The sequence below is a fragment of the Lichenibacterium ramalinae genome, from assembly GCF_004137085.1.
GTDB lineage: Bacteria > Pseudomonadota > Alphaproteobacteria > Rhizobiales > Beijerinckiaceae > Lichenihabitans > Lichenihabitans ramalinae.
Genome location: NZ_QYBC01000020.1, coordinates 1 through 17,550, shown reverse-complemented (window position 1 = coordinate 17,550; position 17,550 = coordinate 1). Strand labels below are relative to the sequence as shown.

General features: G+C 74.3%; 13 protein-coding genes. 5 read left to right on the top strand and 8 right to left on the bottom strand.

Annotated elements, in window-relative coordinates:
* Window positions 1-161: 161 nt before the first annotated feature.
* On the top strand, window positions 162-1,274 hold the full coding sequence (locus D3272_RS20855) for a 2'-deoxycytidine 5'-triphosphate deaminase (RefSeq protein ID WP_129221150.1): 1,113 nt from the start codon (window positions 162-164) through the stop codon (window positions 1,272-1,274).
* 25 nt (window positions 1,275-1,299) lie between these two features.
* Here D3272_RS20855 and D3272_RS20850 read toward each other — a convergent pair whose 3' ends face one another.
* The 3 genes from D3272_RS20850 to D3272_RS20840 form a co-directional block, all read right to left on the bottom strand.
* A complete protein-coding gene (locus D3272_RS20850) occupies window positions 1,300-2,067 on the bottom strand; it encodes an endonuclease III domain-containing protein (protein WP_129221149.1) in 768 nt (255 codons plus the stop codon).
* Window positions 2,068-2,131: 64 nt separating this feature from the next.
* Window positions 2,132-3,103, bottom strand: coding sequence for an ATP phosphoribosyltransferase (gene hisG / locus D3272_RS20845; RefSeq protein ID WP_129221148.1), 972 nt, complete (start codon window positions 3,101-3,103; stop codon window positions 2,132-2,134).
* Window positions 3,100-4,224: an ATP phosphoribosyltransferase regulatory subunit gene (locus D3272_RS20840; RefSeq protein WP_129221147.1), complete on the bottom strand. Its 1,125-nt coding sequence runs from the start codon at window positions 4,222-4,224 to the stop codon at window positions 3,100-3,102. Before D3272_RS20840 ends, hisG begins: the two co-directional genes overlap by 4 nt.
* 122 nt (window positions 4,225-4,346) lie before the next feature.
* On the opposite strand from D3272_RS20840, the gene D3272_RS20835 reads away from it, so the two are divergent.
* Entirely contained in the window at window positions 4,347-9,239 is a 4,893-nt protein-coding gene (locus tag D3272_RS20835; RefSeq protein ID WP_129221146.1) for an AAA domain-containing protein, read from the top strand.
* Between the two features lie 19 nt (window positions 9,240-9,258).
* Here the strand turns inward: D3272_RS20835 and D3272_RS20830 are convergent, their stop codons facing one another.
* On the bottom strand, window positions 9,259-10,137 hold the full coding sequence (locus tag D3272_RS20830; RefSeq protein ID WP_165361451.1) for a lysophospholipid acyltransferase family protein: 879 nt from the start codon (window positions 10,135-10,137) through the stop codon (window positions 9,259-9,261).
* 391 nt (window positions 10,138-10,528) lie between these two features.
* Here D3272_RS20830 and D3272_RS20825 point away from each other — a divergent pair, with 391 nt between their 5' ends.
* Window positions 10,529-12,049, top strand: coding sequence for a glycosyltransferase family protein (locus D3272_RS20825; protein ID WP_165361450.1), 1,521 nt, complete (start codon window positions 10,529-10,531; stop codon window positions 12,047-12,049).
* A 22-nt stretch (window positions 12,050-12,071) separates the two neighbouring features.
* Here D3272_RS20825 and D3272_RS20820 read toward each other — a convergent pair whose 3' ends face one another.
* Window positions 12,072-13,811: a glucan ABC transporter ATP-binding protein/ permease gene (locus tag D3272_RS20820; RefSeq protein WP_129221143.1), complete on the bottom strand. Its 1,740-nt coding sequence runs from the start codon at window positions 13,809-13,811 to the stop codon at window positions 12,072-12,074.
* Window positions 13,812-14,317: 506 nt separating this feature from the next.
* On the opposite strand from D3272_RS20820, the gene D3272_RS20815 reads away from it, so the two are divergent.
* Together D3272_RS20815 and D3272_RS20810 are read left to right on the top strand one after the other, a co-directional pair.
* Window positions 14,318-15,004: a response regulator transcription factor gene (locus D3272_RS20815; protein WP_129221142.1), complete on the top strand. Its 687-nt coding sequence runs from the start codon at window positions 14,318-14,320 to the stop codon at window positions 15,002-15,004.
* A gap of 15 nt (window positions 15,005-15,019) precedes the next feature.
* Complete coding sequence (locus D3272_RS20810) at window positions 15,020-15,463, top strand: cyclic nucleotide-binding domain-containing protein (protein WP_129221141.1); 444 nt, start codon at window positions 15,020-15,022, stop codon at window positions 15,461-15,463.
* On the opposite strand, the gene D3272_RS20805 is transcribed toward D3272_RS20810, so the two are convergent.
* From D3272_RS20805 to D3272_RS20795, 3 genes are all read right to left on the bottom strand, one after another.
* Complete coding sequence (locus D3272_RS20805; protein WP_129221140.1) at window positions 15,441-16,256, bottom strand: exodeoxyribonuclease III; 816 nt, start codon at window positions 16,254-16,256, stop codon at window positions 15,441-15,443. The two genes, D3272_RS20810 and D3272_RS20805, sit on opposite strands and share 23 nt — an antisense overlap.
* A 34-nt stretch (window positions 16,257-16,290) precedes the next feature.
* The gene (locus D3272_RS20800; RefSeq protein ID WP_129221139.1) at window positions 16,291-16,968 is read right to left on the bottom strand and encodes a LolA family protein; all 678 of its coding nucleotides are present in this window, start codon (window positions 16,966-16,968) and stop codon (window positions 16,291-16,293) included.
* A gap of 143 nt (window positions 16,969-17,111) precedes the next feature.
* Window positions 17,112-17,550: DNA translocase FtsK (locus D3272_RS20795; protein WP_165361449.1), on the bottom strand; the 439-nt coding region annotated here is incomplete at its 5' end.

Below are 17,550 nucleotides of genomic sequence, written 5' to 3'. Positions count from 1 at the left end.
CTGCGGCCGAGGCAAGGGGTTGGACTGGATAAAAGAACGATCCGTTCTTTTTGCCACTCCAAAACGCGTCACTACCCTGGTGTCGAGCCGGCGGCTTGGCGGGCGCGGCGGTTCGTCGTACCTCGACCTGCTGGCACGCTTTCGACCCCGGACCCCACACCATGACTGCAACCGCGGCTTTCGCGCCGGGCCTCCTCGCCGCCCACCAGATCCAGGCCCTGCGCGACGCCGGCGCCATCGTGTCGGCGCTCCCGCCCGACGCCGCCGCCCCCGTGCTGCAGCCCGCGAGCCTCGACCTGCGGCTCGGCCGGCGGGCGTGGCGCGTGCGGGCGAGCTTCCTGCCCGGCGGGGGCCGCAGCGTGATGGACGGCATCGCGGCACAGTCGGCCGACGCGCTCGACCTCGCCGCCGGCGTCATCCTCGAGCCCGGCACCGTGACGGTGGTGGAACTCGACGACCGCCTGGCCCTTCCCTCCGAGGTGCGGGCCGCCGCCAACCCAAAATCCTCCACGGGGCGCATCGACGTCTTCACCCGGGTCATCGCCGACCGGGCGCGCCGCTTCGACACGATCGAGGCCGGCTATGCGGGCCCGCTCTACGCCGAAGTCTCGCCCCGCACCTTCCCGGTGCGGGTCCGGGCGGGCTCGCGCCTGTCGCAGATCCGCTTCGCCGTGGGCGACGCGCGGCTCGACGACGATGCCCACCGCGCCCTCCACGCCGCGGAGCCGCTGGTGGCGGGCGCCGAGCCCGTGATCGCCGGCGGCGTCGCGGTGTCGATCGACCTCGCGGGGTTCGACGGCGCGGGCCTCGTCGGCTACCGGGCCAAGCGCCACACCGGCATCATCGACGTCGACCTCGTCGATGCGCTGGACCCGCGCGACTATTGGGAGGCCATCCACGTCCGCGCGCGTCGCGAGCTGATCCTCGATCCCGGCGAGTTCTACCTGCTGGCCTCGAAGGAGGCCGTGCGGGTGCCGCCCGACCACGCCGCCGAGATGACGCCCTTCGACCCTCTGGTGGGCGAGTTCCGGGTGCATTACGCGGGCTTCTTCGATCCCGGCTTCGGCTGTGCCGAGGCCGGCGGCGCCGCCTCGCGCGCCGTGCTGGAGGTGCGCTCGCGCGACGTGCCCTTCGTGCTGGAGGACGGGCAGATCGTCGGGCGGCTCGTCTACGAGCGCATGTCGGAGCCGCCGCGCACGCTCTACGGCGCCGTGGCGGGGTCGAACTACCAGGCGCAGGGGCTCAAGCTGTCGAAGCATTTCCGCAAGGGGTGACGGGCGGCGCTTCCGCGCCAGTCCCCTACGCGCCCCGCGCCTGCCCGGTCGGGCACAGGTCGAGCAGCGCGCACCGCCCGCAGGCGGGGCCGCGGAAGTGGCAGGTCTTCTGGCCGTGCAGCATCAGCACCTCGTGGTCGTCGTAGAGGTCCTGCGCCGACCAGTCCGGCGGCAGTTGCGCGCGCAGCAGGTCGTGCGACGGCCCGACGTCGACCTTGGGGCCGATGAGGCCCAGCCGCTGCGCCACGCGGTGGTGGTGGCTGTCGACCGGCAGCGCCGGCATGCGCAGCGTCGAGAAGGACAGCACGGCGGCGCTGGTCTTCGGCCCGACGCCCGGGATGGCGGCGAGCCAGGCGCGCGCATCCTCCGGGTCCATGTCGGCGAGGAAGTCGAGGCTGAGGTCGCCGTGGCGGTCGCGCACGTCGCCCAGCACCTGCTGGATGCGCGGCGCCTTGGCCTCGGGCCAGGTCACGCCGTGGATGGCCGCCTCGACCTCGGCGGTGTCGGCCTCGACCATGTCGGACCAGTCGGGGAAGCGGGCCCGCAGCGCCTTGAAGGCGCGGCCCGACTCGGCATTGCGGGTGCGGTGCGACAGCAGCGACGACACCAGCTCGCTCAAGGGGTCGAGGCTGTGGAAATACGGGATCGGCAGGCCGAACACCGCGCCGAGCCGCCGGTGAACCTCCAAGGCCTTGGCGCGGAGGTCGTCCGAGGGTGGCGGCGCGGGGCGCCGGACGGGCCTGGCCCGGACCGGGCGCGACGCGGAGGAAGCGTGATCGACGTGCTGCGGCATGGTGGGGGAATCCCCCGATTCGCGCGCGGTTCCGGCCTGCGACTCCCCGACTCAGGGCCGGCCGTCACCCCAGCCGCGCCACCAGAGCCTCGAAGAGCGGGTCGCGGGCCGAGAACACGTAGTCGAGCGGCGCCACCGCCACCTCGGCGGCCCCCTGCCCGATCAGCCAGTCGGCGATCTCCGGCACCCGCGCCTTGGGCCCGCGCAGCACGAGGCGGCCGTCCTCGCGGCCGACGATCTCGGCGCCGAACCCCACCAAGGTCTCGTCTTCGAGGCTGGGCGCCGCCCCGGGGAAGCGGGCGCGCAGCTCGCGCGTGGTGCGGGCCCGCTCCTCGGCGGCGATGCGGCCGAGCAGGGCGCGCGCGGTGCGGCGGTGCCCGTCGCTCCACTCGGCCTTGAGCGAGGCCGCGAGGTTGGCCTCGGAGCGCAGCATCGTGCCGTCGTCGAGCACCTTCAGGGCATTGGCCTGCAGCGTCGCGCCCGTCGTGGTGATGTCGACGATGAGCTCCGCGCCGCCCGCCGCCGGCGCGCCCTCGGTGGCGCCGAGGCTCTCGACGATGCGGTAGTCGACGACGCCGCGCTCGGCGAAGAAGCGACGGGTGAGGTTCACGTATTTGGTGGCGACCCGCATGCGGCGGCCGCGCCGGGCGTGGAAGCTCGCCGCGACGTCCTCGAGGTCCGCCATGGTGCGGACGTCGATCCAGGCACGCGGCACCGCCACCACGACGTCGGCATGGCCGAAGCCGAGCCGCGACAGGAAGGCCACCGAGCGGTCGGTGTCCGGGATGGCCTCGCGCAGCACGTCCTCGCCGGCGACGCCGAAATGGGCGGAGCCCTCGCCGAGGTTGGCGACGATCTCCGACACCGGCAGGAACGCCACCTCGAGCCCGTCGAAGCCGGCGAGCTGCCCGCGGTAGTCGCGGCTGCCGCCGCCCTGGACGAGCTTCAGTCCGGCCCGGGCGAAGAACGCAAAGGCGTTCTCCTGCAGCCGCCCCTTGGACGGGACGGCGAGGACGAAGGGCTTGTCGGCGCTCACGCGGTCGTCTCCGGGTCCAGGCGGTCGAGCCAGATCGAGGCGCCCACGGCCGGCACGGGGTCGGCGCTGCCGAGCGCCTGGGCCAGCCGGTCGTAGCGGCCGCCGCCGATCACCGGCCCGTCCGGGGAGACGGCATGCGCCTCGAAGACGAAGCCCGTGTAATAGTCGAGGTTGCGGGCGAAGGCGGTGCGGAACACGAGCCGGCCGAGGTCGACGCCCTGCGCGGCGATGAAGCCGGTGCGCTCGTCGAAGAGGTCGAGGGCGCGGCCGAGGTCGAGCCCGGCCTCCTCGGCCAGCGCCCGGATCTGGCCCGACGCCCGGTCGGGCTCGCCCGTCACGGCGAAGAAGGCGGCGAGCACGCGCCGGCGCTCGTCGCCGAAGTCGGGCGCGGCGCCCTGCGCCACCTGGGCCAGGAACCGGTCGGCGATCTCCCCCACCGATCGGCCGCCCACGGCCGCGATGCCGGCGATGGCGAGCAGGTCGGCCACGAGGGCGTGGGCGTCCTTGCCCTCGGCCCCCGCCAGGGCGGCCAGCAGGCCGGAATGTTCGGCGCGGCGCGTCGGCGCCCCGCGCAGCACGGCATCGAGCCCCTGCCCCTTCTCGAGGCCGCGCTTCAGGCGGCGCTGCCACAGCGGCGGCAGGTCGATGGCGTCGAGCAGGGCCGAGACGAGGCCGGCGTCGCCGAGCGCCACGCCGGTGAGGCGCGTGCCGCAGCGCTCCACGGCGTCGAGCGACAGGGCCAGGATCTCGGCATCGGCGGCGGCGATGTCCGACCGGCCGAAGCTTTCGAGCCCGGCCTGGGCGAACTCGCCGGGCCCGTTCGCCCGCATCCGGAACACCGGGCCGCAGTAGCTGAAGGCCGCCGGCCGGCCGGCGGCGTCGGAGGCGAGGTAGGCCCGGGCGGCCGGGATCGTGTATTCGGGCCGCAGGCAGAGCTCGGCGCCCGACGCATCGGTGGTGAGGTAGAGGCGGGCGCGGATGTCCTCGCCGCCGAGGTCGAGGAAGGTGCCGGCGTCGTGCAGCAACGGCGGCTCCACGGTCTCGTAGCCGGCCTCGGCGAAGTGGTGGAGGAGTGCGGGTCCCGCGCTCCCGCGCGCCGACCCCGGCCCTGCTGTGTTCACGTCTGGTTCCGCCGCTGTCTCGAGCCGGCCCGCACGCCGGCGGACGGGCTCCCCTTTAGCAATGCCGCGGCGCGGAGGCGACCCGTTTCACGCGCGACGGTGAACGGGGGGCGCGCCACGGCTTGCCTTGGCGCGCCCATCCGGGCTTCTGTGCTGGGGATGGCGCAGCCGAGGACGGACCCCTGAACGCATTCGACACCGCCGCGGACGCGAGGACGGGCGCCGAGAAGCTCGTCGACCTGCTGGACTATATCGAGCAGGTGGTGAGGCTCGACGAGCGGGTGGCCTTCCGCCTGGCCGACCACCGCCTCCCGGACGGCACCGCCATGGCGATCCGCTCGGCCGACGTCGCCGGGCTGCCCGGCATCGCGCTCGACGTCGGCGACGGCGAGGCCGCAGCCTGGATGGTCGTCGACCGCCTGCCGCGCGTGCCCCCGCCCCCGCCCCCGCCCGGCCTCGCGCCCTGGCTCGCGGAGATCGCGGATCCCGACACCCTCCCCGAACCGAAGCCCGAGATCCTCCGCACCGTGACGGCCGGCGAGCGCTCGGCGCTGCTCGCCGCCGACCGGGCGGCCGAGGAGGACTTCGCCCCCGTGCCGGCCCGGGACGGGGGCGAGGGACACGGCGACTACGACCTCCGGCTGCGCTTCGCCGAGCAGCCCGGCCTCGGCGAGCAGCTTGCCGCTTGGCGCGACGGGATCGGGCAAGACGGGATCGGGCGCGACGGGTGCTGGGCGGACTGGGCCGCCGCGGAACGGCTCCGCCGCCGCACCGCGGCGCTCTACGGGCAGCTCTACCGGGTGCAGCAGGTCCTGGAGCTCGGCGGCGGCGAGGGCGCCGTCGAGGCGGTCTGGGGCATCGGCACGGTGCGGTGGCGGGGCGAGACCCGCACGGTCGAACGGCCGCTCGTCGATTGCGCGGTCGAGATCGAGCTCGGCGAGGACGGCCGCCTGACGGTCCGGCCGACCGGGGCGGAGCCCCGCGTCGACCTCAAGCCCTACGAGGAGATGGGCTGCGAGGGCCTCGGCCAGCTCGAAGCCGCCGTCCGGGCCCATCTCGCCCGGGCCGAGGCCGAGGACGGGCTGTCGCCCTTCCGCCCGGACAGCTTCGAGCCCCTGCTCCGCCTCGCCGCCGCGCGCCTCGCCGCCGACGGGTCCTACCGTGCCGAGGGCGAGCCATCCCCGGGCGGCACCGGACCGGAGATCGCCGGCGACTGGGTGCTCTATGCGCGGCCTCGATCGCAGCACGTGGTGCTCGACGACATCGCCCGGTTCCGCGCCGCCGCCGAGGCGGGGCGTCCCGTGGACGGCCTCGCCGCCCGGCTCGTCACGCCGCCCGCCGACGCCGTCGGGCCCGGCTGGACGGCGCTCGGGCCGACCCTCGGCGACACCCAGGGGCCGGACGCCGCCCCCTCCTTCGGCCCCGCGCCCGGCGACGTCTTCTTTCCCAAGCCCTTCAACGACGACCAGGTCGCCATCGTGCACCGCCTCGCCGAGGCCGAGGGCCTCGTCGTGCAGGGGCCGCCCGGCACCGGCAAGACGCATACGATCGCCAACATCATCTGCCACGCCATGGCCCTGGGGCAGCGCGTGCTGGTGGTGTCGCGCGGCGAGGCGGCGCTCAGTGTGCTGCGCGACCAGCTGCCCGAGAAGGTGCGGCCGCTCACCATCGCGATCCTGTCGAGCGAGCGCCAGGGCCTGCGCCAGGTCGAAGGCGCCCTCCGCGAGATCCAGGCCGTGGTCGAGGAAAGCCGGCCCGAGATCCGGCTCGCCGCCATCCGCCGCTGCGAGGCCGAGATCGTCAAGATCCGGGGCCGCCTCGCCGCCATCGACGCCGAGGTCGACGGCATCGCGGGCCTGCAGGACCGGCCCATCGGCCCCGCCGGCGAACTGCCGGCCGACCTCGCCCGCGTCCTCGCCGAAGACCGCGGGGCCATCGCCTGGTTCGACGACCCGCCGGAGCTCTACGTCGGCGAGACGGGGCTCGACGCCGCCCTCATGGCCCGCCTCGCCGCGGCGCGCGCCGCCGTCGGCGACCACCTCGACCACGCCGCGGCCGACCTGCCCGACCCCAAGGACCTGCCGGCCGCCGAGGCGCTCGCGGCCTGGCACGACGACCTGCTCGGCGCCGAAGCGCTCGCGGCGGCGGCGGCGGCCGGCCCGGCACGGCCGCTGCACGTCGCCCCCCCGGCGGCCGAAGCCGCGGCGCGGGCCGCCTCGGCCCTGCGAAACCTCGCCGAAGCCGCCGAGGCCCTGGCCGGCCAGGCCTGGCTCGCCCCGCACATCGCCGCGGCCCTGGCGCGGGACGGCTCCGACTGGGGCGCGGCCCTCGTCGGCTGCTGCGACGCCTGGCGCGCCACCGAGGCCGAACGCGGCCGGCTCGCCGCGCTGGCCGTCGACCTGCCGGCCGGCATCGAGGCCGATCCCGAGGCGCGCGAGGCCGTGGCCCGGGCGGCGCGCGGCGAAAGGCCCTGGCCTCGGCTGTCGCTCGGCCACGCGCCCGCCAAGGACCGCGTGGCGGCGATCCGCGTCGGGGCCCAGCCGCCCGGTCGCGAGCCCGCAGCCTGGCAGGCCGTCGCCGATGCCCTCGCCCTCGCGGCGGCCCGCGCCGCCCTCGCGGCGAAGTGGCGCCACCTCGCCGCCGAAAGCGGACTCGATGCCGGAGCCGAGCCCGGCGGGCCGGGGCCCGCGGCACGCCTGCTCGACCGGGCCGAGGCGGCGCGCACCGCCCTCGCCGCCCTCGGCCTGCCGGGCCTCGATCCCCTCGCCGTCGTGGCCCTCGCCCGCGACGCCGCGGCGGCGCGCGGCCTCGCCGCCCAACTCGACGCCGCCGCCGGCGCGGCCCGGCTCGTCGCGGTCCGGGCCGGCATCGAGGCCTTGGCGGCGCGCTTTCCCGGCGCGGACCGGACCTCCGTCATGGCCCGCCAGATCGCCGAACAGCTCGTCGGTCGCGCCGACCTGCAGGCCGACAGGGTGGGCGGGCTGTGGCGTGCCCTGCTGGCGCGGATCGGCGACGTCAGGGCGCTCGATGCGGCCTTCGCCGCGATCCGCGCCGCCGCGGCGGCCGTCGAGGCGGCCGGCGCGCCGCGCTGGGCCGCCCGCCTGCGCGCGGACCCGGCGCCCGGCATCCTGCCCGCCGACTGGGCCCGGGCGTGGGACCGGGCGGTGGCGGAGCGGCGCCTCGCCGACATCGACCGGAGCGACGCCCTCTCGGCCCTGGCGCGCGAGCGCGACGCCGCGGACCGCCGCGGCCGCAAGCTCTTCGTGGAACTCGTGCGCGAGCGGGCCTTCCTGGCGCTCGAACGCCGGCTCTCGCCCCGGGTGAAATCGGCCCTCGTCGAATATGTCCGGGCGCTGGGCCGCCTCGGCAAGGGGACCGGCAAGGGCGCGGGCCGGCACCGCCGCGTCGCCCGCGACGCCATGGCGCGCTGCTACGATGCCGTGCCCTGCTGGATCATGCCGACCTGGCGCGTCGCCGAGCAACTGCCCTCCGACATGGCGGCCTTCGACCTCGTGATCCTCGACGAGGCGTCGCAGTCCGACGTCACGGAACTGCCGGCCCTGCTCCGCGGCCGCAAGATCCTCGCGGTCGGCGACGATCGCCAGGTGAGCCCGACGCCGCCCTTCGTCAGCCAGGGCAAGGTGGCGCAGCTGCGGCACCGCTACCTGTCGCGCCTGCCCTATGCGGCGCTGCTGGAGCCGGGCGAAAGCCTCTACGACCTGATGCGGGCGGTGTTCCCGGACAGCCGGCTGATGCTGAAGGAGCACTTCCGCTGCGTCGAGCCCATCATCCGCTTCTCGATGAGCTTCTATCCCGAGACGCTGGTGCCGCTGCGCGTGCCGGCGGCGGGCGAGCGGCTCGACCCGCCGCTGGTCGACATCCTGGTGCCGCACGGCAAGCGCGACGGCGCCCGCAAGATCAACCGCGCCGAGGCCGACGTCATCGTGGAGGAGGTGGCGGCGCTGATCGCCGGGCCCGAGGGCGCCGGCCGCTCGGTCGGCGTGATCTCGCTCATCGGCGCCGAGCAGGCGGAGCTGGTGAGGGTCCTGCTCACCGAGCGCATCGGCGAGGAGGCCATGCAGCGCCACCGGGTGCTCTGCTCCAACAGCGCCGGCTTCCAGGGCAACGAGCGCGACGTCGTCTTCTTGTCCATGGTGGCGGACCGGAGCCGCCGCACCTCGCTCACCACCCTGCCCTACGAGCAGCGCTTTAACGTGGCGGCCTCGCGCGCGCGGGACCGGCTGGTGCTGGTGCGCTCCGTGACGGCCGACGACCTCGCCGTCAACGACCTCAAACACAGGCTGATCGCGCATTTCGAGCGGCCCATGCCGTCGGCCCCGCCCGACGCCGACCTCGCGGCACGCTGCGAATCGGGCTTCGAACGCGACGTGCTGGCCCGGCTGGTCGCGCTCGGCTACCGCGTCGAGTCCCAGGTCGGCTCGCAAGGCTTCCGCATCGACCTCGTCGTCGAGGACCTGGAGGGCCGGCGGCTCGCCGTGGAATGCGACGGCGACAGTTTCCACGGCCCCGAGCGCTGGCGCGAGGACATGCGCCGCCAGCGCATCCTGGAGCGCGTCGGCTGGCGTTTCTGGCGCTGCTTCGCGTCGAGCTTCTACCGGGACCCGGACGGGGTGATGGCGGACCTCGTCGCCACGCTGGAGCGGGACGGCATCGCGCCCGTCGCGGGCGAGGCCGGACGGGCCGCGGTGGCGCGGGTCGTCGAGCACCGCGTCGCCGCCGCGCCGGCAGCCCCGGCGCCCGCCCCGGGCGGGCCGGAGCCGCGCGGCGAGCGGATCGGCATCGGCGACCGCGTGGCCCTGCTGTTCCCCGATCGTCGCCGGCTGACGCTGCGGCTGACCGAGGGCGCGGACGACCGCCCCGGCGGCCTCCTGTCCATCGCGACGCCGCTCGGCGCCGCCGTGGCCCGCGCCGAGGAGGGCGAGGAGGTCGAAGTGGCGGAGGCGGGGGGCGCGGCGACGCGCGTGCTGGTCGAGGCGGTCATGCGGGCGGCGTGATGCGCCGCGACGGCCCCGTTCAGCCCCAGCGCCGGTGCGCCCACATCCATTGCTCGGGCCAGCGGCGGACGAAGCCGTCGAAGACCGCCTGGATCTCGGCCGTGACCTGGGCGACGTCGGCGGCACGGTCGCCGGTGTCCGGCATGGCGATCAGCGTGTAGGTCTGCAGGAAGCGCACGCCCGGCAGGCGGCGCATGCAGCAGACCAGGACCGGCGCGCCGGCCGCCACGGCCAGGAGGGCCGGGAAGGTGGTCGAGGGCGCCGGGCGTCCAAGGAACGGCACGGCGACGCCGGTATAGTCCCGCAGGTCGGACAGCAGCGCCACCGCGCCGCCGTCCCGCACGACCTTGAGGAACTGGCGCGGCACGCCCGGTCCCTTGGCGACCAGGCCGCCCCGGTACAGGAAGGCGCGCATGGCGTGGACATCCGCGTCGACCCGCGGATTCTTCAGGGTCTGGTAGATGCTCCACAGGTCGACCCGCTCGGCCTGGGCGGGTGCGACGGCGAGTTCCCAGTTGGCGAGATGCGCCGCGCAGGCCACCTTGCCGCCCGGCCAGTCCAGCCACGCCTCCAGCACGGCCCGGTTGCTCTCGTCGACCCGCCCCTCGGCGGCGATCTCACGGAGGAAGAAGGCTTCGGCGAAGGTGCGCCCGAGGTTCTCCCACATGGCCCTGGCGATCGCCTCGCGCTCCGCCGCCGTCGTATCCGGGAGGCTGGCGGCGAGGTGGCCGAGGGCACGGCCGTGGCGCTTCAGCAGCGGCGCGCCGACCCGCCACAGCAGCCCCGACACGGCGGAGGCGCGCTGCAGGCCGAGACCGCGGAAGGTGGCGCCGGCGATGCGGAAGAGGCCGTGCTCCAGGAGGTGGCGGACCGATCGGGGCAGGCTCAGTCCCGGCAAACTGGGCCGCCTCCGGCCGGAGCGGATCGCGCAGGGCCCGTCGATGGCCGGTGCTGGGGCGCGGGAGGTGGGGCGGCGGGACGCATCGGTCTGGTTTCACGGGACGGGCCGCGACGGCGATCGCGAGCGGGGGATGGTCCGGCCGGTCCTATAGCAATTGTTGGCCCCGGGCCACGCCTGTCGCGCCCGCCGGCCGACGACGCCCCGGCCGCCGCGCGATCGCCTGCGAGACCGGGTTAACGTTCTTGGAGCAAGCTTTCCGGCGCGGCGCGGTCGTCCGCGGAGCAGCGCGTCGATGTCGACCTCGGTCCCGATCCCCTCCGGTGTCGATGGGCGTTCCCGCCGCCGCCTCGCTTCCGCCCCGTCCCGAGCGCTTGCCGGGGCCTGCGCCTTGCTGCTGGTCGCGGCCGGCCTGCGCATCTGGCAGGCGGCGCGGCATCGCCTGTGGCTCGACGAACTCTACACCACGACGCTGATCGACACGCCGAGCCTGTCTCACGTCTGGAGCGGCGCCCTGCAAGGGGCGGACGGCAACCCGCCGCTCTACCTGTCCCTGAGCTGGGCCCTGACGCATGCGCTTCCGGGTGCGCCGGAAGCGGTGCTGCGGACGGCGAACCTCGTCGTCCTGTCGGTGGCGGCCTTGCTTCTGTACCGCATCGGCCGCCGTGTCGCCGACCCGGCGAGCGTGGTGGCGGGCCTCACGATGCTCTGCGGGGTGGACGGCATGGTGGGCTACGCTCTGCTGGAGGTGCGGACCTACGCCCTGTACCTGGCGCTGGTCGTCGGCACGCTGTGGGCCACGCTGGGCGTCGTCGACAGGCCGTCGCGCGGGCGTGTGGCGGTTCTGGCGGGGGTCGGCGTGCTGGCGACGCTGTCCCACAGTTTCGGAGGCTTCTACGTCCTGACGACGCTGGCGGCGGCCGGCCTCGTGGCCGTGGTGGACCGGGACAGGCACCTGGTCCTGGCACTCGCCGCCGCGGCGCTGCCGGCCGGTGCCACGCTGGCGGGCTGGATCGCCCTGTCGCTCGCGGCCCAGCTCGCCGTGGCGACGCCCTATGGCTGGATCCCGGTGCCCGATGCCATGGAACTCCTCGTGGCGCTCACCGGCTCCCTGCTGCTGACGCCGTTCCTCGGCGTGGGGCTGGTCTGCGCGGCTGTCCTGCGACCGCCGAGCGTCGCGGGGCTCCTGCGGTGCTGCGCCGAACGGCGGGACATCGCCGTGGTGGTGGCGGCCTTGTCGGGCTTTGCCGCGCTGACCGCCGCCGGATGGGTGGGATCGCGGCTCATCACGCCGTTCTTCGTGCCGCGCTACTTCATCCCCAACGTCGCCGTGGCCGCCCTGCTCGTCGTCGCGGGGCTCGCCGCCCTGCGCCGGAACGTCGGCGGCGGCCTGTCCGCCGTCGCGGTCGTGGTCTGCATCGCGTCGGGGGTCGGCAAGATCGCCGTCGATCCCGGCGAAGCTCTGGGCGCGATCCCGTGCAGCGACGCTGCGGGGCGGTTCCTCGAGGAGGGTTTCGCCCGCGACGGCCTGCCGGTCGTCGCCGAATCCCCCGATGCCTGGCTTGTCCGGGCCCGCTATGCGCCCGATCAGGCGATCCTATATCCGCTGGATTGGCAGGTCGTGGTCCGCTTTCCGTTCCGGGCGCGGAACAACGCGATGGATTTCCACATCATGGAGATCCTGCACGGCTGGGCGGCCCCGGGCTCCGCCCTGGCGACCGGCGTGCTCGCGACGGAGGACATCGTGGCGCGCCACCGGCACCTGCTCGTGTTGGACGAGGAGGCCCGCAGCTGGTTCACGCAGCTCCGCGCCACCCATCCCGTCTCGGCCCGCCTGCTGCGCGAGGGCCCGGGTTGCCGCCTGTGGGACGTGACGCTCGGCGGGGAAGCCCCCGGCGGATCAGCCGGTTGACGGGCATCCGCCGGCAAACCTCTTATTCCGCCGGCGCGAAGCCCTGCGCCTGCGCCAGGGCGGCGAAGCGGCCGCCGCGCCGCAGCAGTTCGTCGAACCCGCCGTGCTCGACGATGCGGCCCTCGTGGAACACCAGGATGCGGTCGGCCCGGCGCACCGTCGACAGCCGGTGCGCGATGATGAAGGTCGTGCGCCCCACGGCAGCGGCGTCGATCGCGTCCTGCACGAGCCGCTCCGTGACGGCGTCGAGGGCGCTGGTCGCCTCGTCGAGGAGCAGGATGGGCGGGTCCTTCAGCAGCACGCGCGCGATGGCGAGGCGCTGGCGCTCGCCGCCCGACAGCGAGCGGCCCCGCTCGCCCAGCACCGTGGCGAGGCCTTCTGGCTGGCGGGCGACGAAGTCGGCGGCCCGGGCGCGGTGCAGGGCCGAGGCGATCGCTTCCGGCGACGCGTCGAGCGCGCCCATCCTGAGGTTCTCCTCGATGGAGCGGGCGAAGAGCATGGGCTCCTGGAAGACGACGCCGATGTTGCGCCGCAGCCCGCCGAGGCTGAGGTCGCGCAGGTCCGTGCCGTCCACCGTCACGCGGCCGCGCGTGGGGTCGAAGACCCGGTGCAGGAGGCCGAGCGTGGTCGACTTGCCCGACCCCGTCTCGCCCACCAGCGCCACGGTCTCGCCCGCCACGACGCTGAAACTCACCCCGGCGATGGCGTCGCGCCGGCCGTCGTAGCTGAAGGCCACGTCCTCGAAGGCGATCGCGCCATGGAGGCGGCCGGGGTCGCGCGCGCCGGGCCGGTCGGCCACGGCCGGCACCGTGTCGAGCACGGCGAAGAAGTCGCGGAGCTTGGGCACCTGGAGGAACAGGGTGTTGGCGAAGCCCACGAGCTGGTCGAGCCGGGCGATCAGCCCCGCGGCGAGGCTCATGAAGGCCACGATCTCGCCGACCGAGGCGAGGCCGCGGAAATGCAGCGCGAGCCCGAGGACGAAGATCGACAGCAGCGTGAGGGTCGAGGCGGCGCGCGTCGCCACCGCGGCCAGGGCCCACCAGGACAGGACCGGCATCTGGGCGGCGAGCAGGTCCGCGGTGACGCGGCGCAGGCTTCTGGCCTCGCTGCCGATGCGGGTGAAGCTTTGGATCACCGGAACGTTGGCGAAGCTGTCGGCGACCCGCGCGGCGAGCCCGGTGTTGTGGCGCTCGACACCGTGCTGCAGCGCTTCGGTTCGGCGCAGGACCAGGAGCGTGGCGGTCCCCGAGGCCGTCACCAGCCCGACGAGGAGCAGGCCGAGCCGCCAGTTCACCGCCAGCGACAGCGGCATCATGACGGTGAGGGCGACGAAGGAGGCGCAATTGTCCCGGAAGAACGACAGCCACAGGCCCGCCATGCCGTTGACCCCCTCGAGCATCACCTTGAGCAGGCGCCCCGAATGGTTGGCGCCGTGAAAGCTCGTCGGCAGGTGCAGCACGTGTTCGAAGAAGCCGGCCGTCAGGTCGAGCCGGCGGCGGTGCGACAGGCGGTCGGCGTTGAAGGCCAGGGCCACGCCGCAGGCGACGTTGAACAGGCCGAGCGCCGCCCAGCCGCCGAGCGGCATCGCGACCCCCGGCCAGCTGTCGCCGCCCGGCCGCGTGACGCGGTCGATGATGTGGCCGAAGAGCACGGGTTCGCCGAACTGCGCCGCCGCCAGCACGGCATTGGCGAGGACGAGCACGGCGGCGAGCCGGGTCTCGGCCCCGAGCGCCCCGAGCACGCGGAGGTAGATGCGAATCATGCGTCGACGCTCATGCAAAAGGTCCGGGGCGGGCGCCGGCAGCGCCCCGTCCCAGGGGCCGGGCGCCCGAGGCGGGACGGCGGCTGCCGCCCCGAAAGGCGGTGGTGCACCAGGGAGGGCGGCGCCACCGGGGTCGCTTCCGCATGGTCGGCGGGAGACCCGCCGAGCGCCCGGCCGAGCCGCCGTCGATCGGGTCGAGGCCCCGAACGCCGGAAAGGGCCCGGGCCCTCGGGGATTTCGCGGCGACGCCCGCCTGGGGCGCTCCGGCTCCGGCCGGGGCCGACGGGCCCGCTGCGGGCTTCTCCTGCGAGGCGGCGCGTCGCGCCGCAATCGAGCCGACGTCGATGATGCATAGCAGCCTCTAGCACGACGGCGCTGCCGCGGCGACGGCACGCCGTCTCGGCGCTTGCGCCGGCCCGCGTCTTTGAGCAACCTGACCGCCCCGGTGAGGCACGGCGGTTCGGCGTGCCGGCCGCTCCCACCCATGCCGATCGGAACGACGCGCCATGGCCCAAGCCCGAAAGATCCTCATCGTCGACGACGACGACGATCTCCGGGCGACCCTGGCGGAACAGATCGCCTGCCACGCGGAATTCGCCGTCTGCGGCGCGGCTTCGGCCGGCGAGGCCGATGCCGCATGGCGCGACGGGCATCCCGACCTCGTCATCCTGGCGATGCCCCTGCCCGACCGGGACAGCATGGCCATGGTGCGGCTGATGCGGGCCGAGGGCTTTTCCAGCCCCATCATCATGCTGAGCGGCACGGGGGCCGAGGAGGACGTCGTGTCGGCGCTCGAGGCCGGCGCCAACGACTGCGTGTCGAAGCCGTTCCGCTTCGCCGGCCTCCTGGCGCGGATGCGCGCCCACCTCCGCCAGCACGATGGCAGCGAGGACGCCTCGCTGCAGGTCGGCGGCTTCACGTTCAAGCCCAGCGCCAAGCTGCTCGTCACCGCCAAGGGCCTGCGGCTCCGCCTCACCGAGAAGGAGACCGCCATCCTGCGCTTCCTGTACCGGGCGGCCCCGCAGGTGGTGGGCCGCGACGTCCTGCTGCGGGAAGTCTGGGGCTACAATGCCGGCATCACGACCCACACGCTGGAAACCCACATCTACCGGCTGCGGCAGAAGATCGAGGACGACCCCGCCCATGCGCGGGTGCTCGTGACCGATGCCGGCGGCTATCGCCTGAACGCGTGAGGGGGACGGACCGCCATGGCACTCGGACGCGAGATGGAGCGCCTGCGACGGCTGCCGGTCTTCGCCTGCCTCGACGGCGAAGCGCTGCGCCTGCTCGCCTTCTCGGCCGAGTCGAGGCGCCTGCCGGCCGGGCACCTGCTGTTCCGCCGCGGCGAGCCGGCCGATGCCGCCGTGCTGCTCGACCAGGGGACGCTGGCGCTGGACACGGACCGGGACGAGAGCCTTTCGGTGCGGTGGGCCCGCGTCGGCACGCTGCTGAACGAGACCGCCCTGTTCGCCCCCACGGTCCAGGTGGCGACCGCCACGGCCCACGAGGACAGCGTGGTGGTGACGGTTCCGCATGCGCTGATGCGGCGGATCCTCGAAGCCTATCCGGCCAATGCCGTCCCGCTGCGACGCTACTGGGTGGCCCGGCTGGGTGCGCGGCTCGCCGCCGTCAGAGCCGCAGTTCGGCCGTGACGGGGACATGGTCGGACGGCTTGTCCCAGCCGCGGGCCTCGCGGAACACCCTGATGGCGCCGAGCCCGTCCAGCAGGTCCGGGCTCAGCCACACGTGGTCCAGCCGGCGGCCCTTGTCGGCGGCCGACCAGTCCGGGGAGCGGTAGCTCCACCAGGTGTAGAGCTTCTCGGCGGGCGGGATGCGCTCCCGCATGGCATCGACCCAGCCGCCGGCGGCCCGGACGCGGGCGAAGGCTTCCACCTCGACGGGCGTGTGGCTGACGACCTTCAGCAGCGCCTTGTGGCTCCAGACGTCCGTCTCGAGCGGCGCGATGTTGAGATCCCCGACCACGACCGCCCGTTCCGGCACGAGGTGGCGCTCGGCGGGTCCGCGGGTCATCGCGTCGAGGAAATCGAGCTTGTGGTCGAACTTCGGGTTGACCGCCGGATCCGGCTCGTCGCCGCCCGCCGGCACGTAGAAATTGTGGATGCGCAGGCCAGCCGCCGCGCCGGTCCCGGCCCCGATCCGCGCCGAGATGTGGCGGGCATGCCCTTCGCGGCAGAACGGGCCGCGCGTCACCTCCTCGAGCGGCAAGCGGGACAGGATCGCGACGCCGTGGTAGCCCTTCTGCCCGCTGATCTCGATGTGGTCGTAGCCGAGTTCGCGCAGGTCCGAGAAGGGGAAGTCCTCGTCCCGGACCTTGGTCTCCTGCAGGCACAGGATGTCGGGGCGTGCCGTCTCGGCGAAGCGCTTGACGATGGGCATGCGCAGCCGCACCGAATTGATGTTCCAGGACGCGATGGTGAGGGTCACGAGGGTCTCCGGGCGCCGCCGCGGAGCGGACCGGTCACTTGCGCATGTCCATCATCCGCTCGGTGTTGATCTTGAACTGGCTGTCGTCCGGCTTGGTGGACAGGTCGACGTCCGACAGCGACACGACCGTCTCGTAGCCCTGCGGGTCCACGACCGTCCACTGCTTCAGGGCGAAGGGCTGCCGATCGAAGGTGAGGCGGATCTTGGAGGTGCCGCCGAAGGTGGAGCGGTCCTCGATGTCGATGGAGGCCGTGGTGGCGTCGCCCGAAACGCCCGTGATCTTGGTGTCGCTGGCGAGGTCGACGTGGTCGTTCAGCAGGAACTTCAGCGGGGTCTGGCCGATGAAATACAGGTCCTGCGTGTGGAGCTTGCGGTCGATCACCGCGACGGAACTGCCGTCGGCGACGATCTCCAGCGTGGCCGGGGGCGCGTAGGCGAAGCGCATGCGGCCGGGGCGGTCGACGAGCAGCTGGCCGTCCGTCCGGCGCCCGTCGCCGCCGATCTGGGTGAAGCGGGCGATCATGGTGCTGTCGTCGTTGAAATAGGCGTTGGCCTTGGCGATCAGCGCTTCGGCATCGATGGGCTCGACCTTGCCGACCGGCTTCGGCGCCACGACCTTCACGGACTGCAGGTTGAGCGGCTTCGAATCGGCGAGCGCCCGACCCCCGATCAGGGCGACGAACGAGAGCGCGATCGGGAGCGAACGATTCATGCGATGGTTCCGTCTGGGCATGGGTCGGCGCGATAGGGCTTCGGTGTGGCATTTGTGAGACGTCCGGCCGTCGCTGCCTCCGTCCTGGGCAGGCCCGGCGGCGCCGTCACGGGGCGGGGTCCTGGCGCCCCGCCTCGGCGTCCTCAGCGATCTCCGTCGAGGTCGAAGGCGCCCCGGTCGACCCCGCCGCCGACCAGGATCTCGCGTTTCCCGGTCTGGTTGGCGGGCGCGACGATGCCCTCCTTCTCCATCCGCTCCACCAGCGAGGCGGCCTTGTTGTAACCCACGCCGAGCCGGCGCTGAACGTAGGAGGTCGAGCACTTCTTGTCGCGCAGCACGATCGCCACGGCGCGGTCGTAGAGGTCGCCGGATTCCTCCGCGTCGAGCGTGCCGGGCGCGGCGGCCTCGCCCGCGGCATCGCCCTCCTCGCATTCCTGGGTGACGGCGTCGAGGTAGTCGGGCTGGCCCTGGCGCTTGAGGTGGGCCACGACGCCCTCGACCTCGTCGTCGGAGACGAAGGGGCCGTGGACGCGGGAGATGCGCCCGCCGCCCGCCATGTAGAGCATGTCGCCCTGGCCGAGC

Coding starts and splice junctions, on each gene's coding strand:
- D3272_RS20810 (WP_129221141.1), top strand. CDS start 15,020: ATGGCACTCGGACGCGAGATGGAGCGCCTGCGACGGCTGCCGGTCTTC.
- D3272_RS20820 (WP_129221143.1), bottom strand. CDS start 13,811: ATGATTCGCATCTACCTCCGCGTGCTCGGGGCGCTCGGGGCCGAGACC.
- D3272_RS20815 (WP_129221142.1), top strand. CDS start 14,318: ATGGCCCAAGCCCGAAAGATCCTCATCGTCGACGACGACGACGATCTC.
- D3272_RS20800 (WP_129221139.1), bottom strand. CDS start 16,968: ATGAATCGTTCGCTCCCGATCGCGCTCTCGTTCGTCGCCCTGATCGGG.
- D3272_RS20850 (WP_129221149.1), bottom strand. CDS start 2,067: ATGCCGCAGCACGTCGATCACGCTTCCTCCGCGTCGCGCCCGGTCCGG.
- D3272_RS20855 (WP_129221150.1), top strand. CDS start 162: ATGACTGCAACCGCGGCTTTCGCGCCGGGCCTCCTCGCCGCCCACCAG.